The organism is Achromobacter sp., from assembly GCF_050285585.1.
GTDB lineage: Bacteria > Pseudomonadota > Gammaproteobacteria > Burkholderiales > Burkholderiaceae_B > Achromobacter.
On the sequence record NZ_JBLZXF010000077.1, the window covers coordinates 1 to 6,119 of the forward strand.

At 65.3% G+C, this 6,119-nt stretch carries 5 protein-coding genes and 1 pseudogene; all 6 read left to right on the top strand.

Annotated elements, in window-relative coordinates:
- A pseudogene (locus ACN6PJ_RS30930) lies at positions 1–351 on the top strand (NADH-quinone oxidoreductase subunit D); the annotation flags it as partial.
- Positions 352–398: 47 nt separating this feature from the next.
- Positions 399–893 carry an NADH-quinone oxidoreductase subunit NuoE gene (gene nuoE / locus ACN6PJ_RS30935; RefSeq protein ID WP_043543414.1) on the top strand — a complete coding sequence of 165 codons (495 nt, stop codon included), beginning with the start codon at positions 399–401 and terminating at the stop codon, positions 891–893.
- Positions 890–2,257, top strand: a complete 1,368-nt coding sequence (gene nuoF, locus ACN6PJ_RS30940; protein ID WP_427999460.1) for an NADH-quinone oxidoreductase subunit NuoF — start codon at positions 890–892, stop codon at positions 2,255–2,257. The genes nuoE and nuoF overlap by 4 nt, the downstream gene beginning before the upstream one ends.
- Positions 2,258–2,272: 15 nt before the next feature.
- A complete protein-coding gene (nuoG, locus tag ACN6PJ_RS30945; protein ID WP_427999461.1) occupies positions 2,273–4,600 on the top strand; it encodes an NADH-quinone oxidoreductase subunit NuoG in 2,328 nt (775 codons plus the stop codon).
- Positions 4,600–5,673: an NADH-quinone oxidoreductase subunit NuoH gene (nuoH, locus tag ACN6PJ_RS30950; protein ID WP_427997772.1), complete on the top strand. Its 1,074-nt coding sequence runs from the start codon at positions 4,600–4,602 to the stop codon at positions 5,671–5,673. The genes nuoG and nuoH overlap by 1 nt, the downstream gene beginning before the upstream one ends.
- Positions 5,674–5,694: 21 nt before the next feature.
- A partial coding sequence (gene nuoI, locus ACN6PJ_RS30955; RefSeq protein ID WP_427999462.1) for an NADH-quinone oxidoreductase subunit NuoI occupies positions 5,695–6,119 on the top strand: 425 nt, incomplete at its 3' end.

Here is a 6,119-nt window from a genome sequence, read left to right on the forward strand (position 1 = left end):
TGGCTGCGCAACAACCCGGGCCCGGTCATGATCGAGAACCACAAGATCGCCCCGCCCAAGCGCACCGCCATGAAGACCAACATGGAAGAGCTGATCCATCACTTCAAGCTCTTCACCGAAGGTTTCCACGTGCCCCCGGGCGAAGCGTACGCCTCGGTCGAGCATCCGAAGGGCGAATTCGGCATCTATCTGGTGTCCGACGGCGCCAACAAGCCCTACCGCCTGAAGATTCGGGCGCCCGGCTTTGTCCACCTGCAATCGCTGGATGAAATGTCGCGCGGCCACATGATCGCCGACGCCGTCACCATCATTGGCACGCAGGACATCGTTTTCGGCGAGATCGATCGCTGATCCGCCCAGACAGTCACGAGCACGCCCGCATAACCCGGATTCAAACTATGCTGCTTTCCGAACAGGCCTACCAGAAAATCGACCGAGAACTCGCGAAGTTCCCGGCCGACCAGCGGCAGTCCGCCATCATGGCCTCGCTTGCCATCGCGCAAGAAGAGAAGGGCTGGTTGGCTACCGAAATCATCGAAGATGTGGCCAACTACATTGGCGTTCCGCCCATCGCGGTCCAGGAAGTCGCCACGTTCTACAACATGTTCGACGTCAAGCCCGTCGGCAAGAACAAGATCGCCGTCTGCACGAACCTGCCCTGTGCCTTGCGCGACGGCGAACGCGCGGGCGATTACCTCAAGCGCAAACTCGGGGTCGATTACCGCGAGACCACCGCCGACGGCCAGTTCACCCTGGTGGAAGGCGAGTGCATGGGCGCTTGCGGCGATTCGCCCGTGCTGATCGTGAACAACAAGCATATGTGCGTGCGCATGACCGAAGAAAAGCTGGACGCGCTGGTCGCGGCCCTCAAGGCGCAAGGAGAGTCGGCATGAACGCGCCCGACCTGTACAAGCAGTTCGCGCAAGGGCTGGATCCCAACCCGCTGAACGACCTGTCCAATTCGATGTGCCTGCACGGCCGGCACATCCAGCCGCAGATCCTGGCCGACGTCGACGGCGCCAACTGGCGCCTGGCCGACTACGTCAAGCGCGGCGGCTACGAAGCCCTGCGCAAGATCCTCACCACCGGCATGAAGCCGGAAGACGTGATCGCCGAAGTCAAGGCGTCGGGGCTGCGCGGCCGCGGCGGCGCGGGCTTCCCGACCGGCCTGAAGTGGAGCTTCATGCCGCGCGCGTTCCCGGGCCAGAAGTACCTCGTCTGCAACTCGGACGAAGGCGAACCCGGCACGTTCAAGGATCGCGACATCCTGCGCTTCAACCCGCACATCGTGATCGAAGGCATGGCGATCGCGGCCTACGCGATGGGCATCAGCGTCGGCTACAACTACATCCACGGTGAAATCTTCGAAGTCTACGAGCGCTTCGAAGAGGCCCTGGAAGAGGCGCGCGCCGCCGGCTTCCTGGGTGACAGGATCCTGGGTTCGGAATTCAACTTCCAGCTGCATGCGTTCCACGGTTACGGCGCCTACATCTGTGGCGAGGAAACCGCGCTGCTGGAATCGCTGGAAGGCAAGAAGGGCCAGCCGCGCTTCAAGCCGCCGTTCCCGGCCAGCTTCGGCCTGTACGGCAAGCCCACCACGATCAACAACACCGAAACGTTCGCGGCGGTGCCGTGGATCATCCGCAACAGCGGCCAGGCCTACCTGGAAGTCGGCAAGCCGAACAACGGCGGCACCAAGCTGTTCTCGATCACCGGCGACGTCGAGCGTCCCGGCAACTACGAGATCCCGCTGGGCACCCCGTTCTCGACCCTGCTGGAACTGGCGGGCGGCATGCGCGGCGGCAAGAAGCTGAAGGCGGTCATCCCCGGCGGCTCCAGCGCCCCGGTCCTGCCCGCCGACATCATGATGGAATGCACGATGGACTATGACTCCATCGCCAAGGCGGGCTCGATGCTGGGCTCGGGCGCGGTGATCGTCATGGACGAGACGCGCTGCATGGTGAAGTCGCTGCTGCGACTGTCGTACTTCTATTTCGAGGAAAGCTGCGGCCAGTGCACGCCGTGCCGCGAAGGCACCGGCTGGCTCTACCGCATGGTGCACCGCATCGAGAACGGCCAGGGCCGTCCGGAAGATCTGGACCTCCTGGACAACGTGGCAGGCAACATCATGGGCCGCACCATCTGCGCCCTGGGTGACGCCGCCGCCATGCCCGTCCGTGGCTTCCTCAAGCATTTTCGCGACGAATTCGCGCACCACATCGAGCACAAGTCTTGTGTGGTCCCGCAATATCTGTAGGTCTCAGGAACAGCAATGGTTGAACTAACCGTCGACGGCAACAAGGTCGAAGTGCCCGAAGGCAGCATGGTCATGCATGCCGCCCAGAAAGTCGGGCTTTACGTGCCGCATTTCTGCTACCACAAGAAACTGTCCATCGCGGCCAACTGCCGCATGTGCCTGGTTGAAGTGGAAAAGGCGCCCAAGGCGCTGCCCGCCTGCGCCACGCCCGTGACCAATGGCATGGTCGTCCACACCTGCTCCGAGAAGGCGCGCGCCGCTCAGAAGTCGGTGATGGAATTCTTGCTCATCAATCACCCGCTCGACTGCCCGATCTGCGATCAGGGCGGCGAGTGCCAGCTGCAGGACCTGGCCGTGGGCTACGGCGGCTCTTCCTCGCGTTACCAGGAAGAAAAGCGCGTGGTCTTCCACAAGGACCTGGGCCCGCTGGTTTCCGCCGAGGAAATGAGCCGCTGCATCCACTGCACCCGCTGCGTGCGCTTCGGCCAGGAAATCGCCGGCGTCATGGAACTGGGCATGCTGGGCCGTGGCGAGCACTCCGAGATCACGACCTTCGTCGGCCGCTCGATCGAGTCCGAGCTGTCGGGCAACATGATCGACATCTGTCCGGTGGGCGCGCTGACCTCCAAGCCCTTCCGCTACAGCGCCCGCACCTGGGAACTGGCCCGCCGCCGTTCGGTCAGCCCGCATGACAGCCTGGGCGCCAACCTGGTGGTCCAGGTCAAGGGCGACCGCGTGATGCGCGTGGTGCCGTTCGAAGACGAAGCCATCAACGAATGCTGGATCAGCGACCGCGACCGCTTCTCGTACGAAGGCCTGAACAGCGAAGACCGCCTGTCCGCCCCGATGATCAAGGGCACCGACGGCAAGTGGCAGGAAGCCTCCTGGGCCGACGCCCTGCAGGCCGTGGCCCAAGGCCTGTCGCGCGTGCGTGACAGCTTCGGCGCCGGCCAGATCGGCGCCCTGGCGTCCGAATACGCCACCACCGAGGAATACGCGCTGCTGGGCCGCCTGGTGCGCGCGCTGGGTTCCGAGAACATCGACTTCCGCCTGCGCCAGACCGACCCGGCCTTCGACGCCGCGCTGACCGGCGCGCCGTGGCTGGGCATGCCGATCGCCGAACTCGACAACCTGGACCGCGTCCTGGTGGTCGGCTCGTTCCTGCGCAAGGACCACCCGCTGATGGCCCAGCGCCTGCGCCAGGCCGCCAAGCGCGGCACGCAGATCCTGATGGTCGACAGCGCCGCCGACGATCCCCTGATGCCGGTCGCCGGCCGCCTCACCGTGGCCCCGTCCGAGCTGCCGCGCGCCCTGGCCGAAGTGGCCGTGGCCCTGGCGCAAGCCAAGGAAGCCGCGGTGCCGGCCGAGTTCGCCGCGGTCACGCCGGGCGAGAACGCCAAGATCATCGCCGCCAGCCTGGCGTCGGGCGCCAACACCGCCGTGCTGATGGGCAACCTGGCCGTGGCCAGCGCCCAGGCCTCGACCCTGGCCGCCAACGGCCGCGCCGTGGCCGACCTGGCCGGCGGCAAGTTCGGCTTCCTGACCTCCGGCGGCAACACCGTCGGCGGCTACCTGGCCGGCGCGATCCCGGGCAAGGGCGGCAAGAACGCCGCCGCCATGCTGGCCGAGCCGCTGAAGGCCTACGTGGTTCTTCACGCCGAGCCCCTGCTGGATGCCGACAACGGCCAGCAGGCCATCGCCGCGCTGCGCGGCGCGCAATTCGCCGTAGCCCTGACGCCTTACCGTTCGGCCGCCGCCGAGTGGGCCGACGTCATGCTGCCGGTGTCGCCGTTCACCGAAACCTCGGGCACCTTCGTCAACGCGCAAGGCCTGGCCCAGAGCTTCAAGGGCACGGTTGCGCCGTTCGGCCAGACCCGTCCGGCCTGGAAGGTCCTGCGCGTGCTGGGCAATGTGCTGCACCTGGCGGGCTTCGACGACGAAACCTCCGAGTCCGTGCGCGACGCCGTGCTGGCCGGCGGGGTCGAAAGCCGCCTGTCCAACGACATCAAGGCGCCGCTGGGCCTGGGCCAGGCCGGCAGCGGCCTGGAGCGCGTGGCCGACGTGCCGATCTACCGCAGCGATGCGATGGTCCGCCGTTCGGAGCCGCTGCAAGCGGCCCCGGCCTCGAAGAAGCCGGCTGCCGCCATGAACGGCCGCACGCTCACCAGCCTGGGCCTGACGGCCGGCGTCAAGGTGCGCGTGACGGGCGGGCAGGGCGCCGTCGAGCTCGAAACCGTGCAGGATGACGCCGTGGCCGATCGCGCCGTGCGCATCTCGGCAGCCTTTGAAAACACCGCGGCCCTGGGTGGCGCATTCGGTCAAATCAGCGTGGAGCGTGCCTGATGGAATGGCTTAATGTTCTTGAGAGCCAGGGTACGGCACTGCTGGGCCCGACGGTCTGGATGGTCCTCTGGACCCTCATCAAGATTGTGATCATCGCCGTGCCCATCATCCTGTGCGTGGCCTACCTGACGTACTGGGAACGCAAGATGATCGGCGCCATGCACGTGCGCATGGGTCCGAACCGCGTCGGTTTCAAGGGGCTGCTGCAGCCGTTTGCCGACGTGTTCAAGCTGCTGACCAAGGAAGTCGTGGTCCCCAGCCAGGCCAACAAGGTGCTGTTCATCGTGGCCCCCGTGGTCACGCTGATGCCCGCGCTGGCGGCCTGGGCCGTCGTGCCGTTCGGCCCCGACGTCGTGCTGGCCAACGTCAACGCCGGCCTGCTGTACATCATGGCCATCACGTCCATCGGCGTGTACGGCGTGATCGTCGCCGGCTGGGCGTCCAACTCCAAGTACGCGTTCCTGGGCGCGCTGCGCGCCTCGGCCCAGATGCTGTCGTATGAACTGGCCATCGGCTTCGTGCTGGTGACGGTGCTGCTGGTGTCCGGCAGCCTGAACATGTCCGAGATCGTGCATGTGCAGAACCGCGGCTGGTTCGCCGACAAGGGCCTGACGTTCCTGTCCTGGAACTGGCTGCCGCTCTTGCCGCTGTTCGTGATCTACGTGATCTCGGCCGTCGCCGAAACCAACCGCCACCCGTTCGACGTGGTGGAAGGCGAATCGGAAATCGTGGCCGGCCACATGGTCGAATATTCGGGCATGGCCTTCGCGCTGTTCTTCCTGGGCGAATACGCCAACATGATCCTGCTGTCGTGCATGGCGTCGATCATGTTCCTGGGCGGCTGGGCTTCCCCGATCGATATCGCGCCGCTGACCTGGATTCCGGGTTGGATCTGGCTGGGTCTCAAGACGTTCGTCGTGGTCTCGTTGTTCGTGTGGTTCCGCGCGTCGTTCCCGCGCTACCGCTATGACCAGATCATGCGCTTGGGTTGGAAAATCTTCATCCCGCTGACCGGCGTTTGGCTGGTCGTGGTGGCGATCTGGATGCAGACGCCCTGGAACATTTGGCGCTAAGCCGCCAGGCAGAGGCAGGATATGGAAGCGATCAAAGATTTCTTCGGCAGCTTGATGCTGGCCGAACTGCTCAAGGGCATGCGCCTGACGGGCAAGTATTTCTTCAAGCGCAAGGTCACCTTGCGCTACCCGCAGGAAAAGACGCCGACCTCGGCGCGATTCCGCGGCCTGCACGCGCTGCGCCGCTACCCCAATGGGGAAGAGCGCTGCATCGCGTGCAAACTGTGTGAAGCCGTGTGCCCCGCGCTGGCCATCACCATCGAGTCGGACCAGCGTGACGACGGCACCCGCCGCACCACGCGCTATGACATCGACCTGACCAAGTGCATTTTCTGCGGCTTCTGTGAGGAAAGCTGCCCCGTGGACTCGATCGTGGAAACGCACATCCACGAATACCACGGCGAAAAGCGCGGCGACCTGTATTTCACCAAAGACATGCTGCTCGC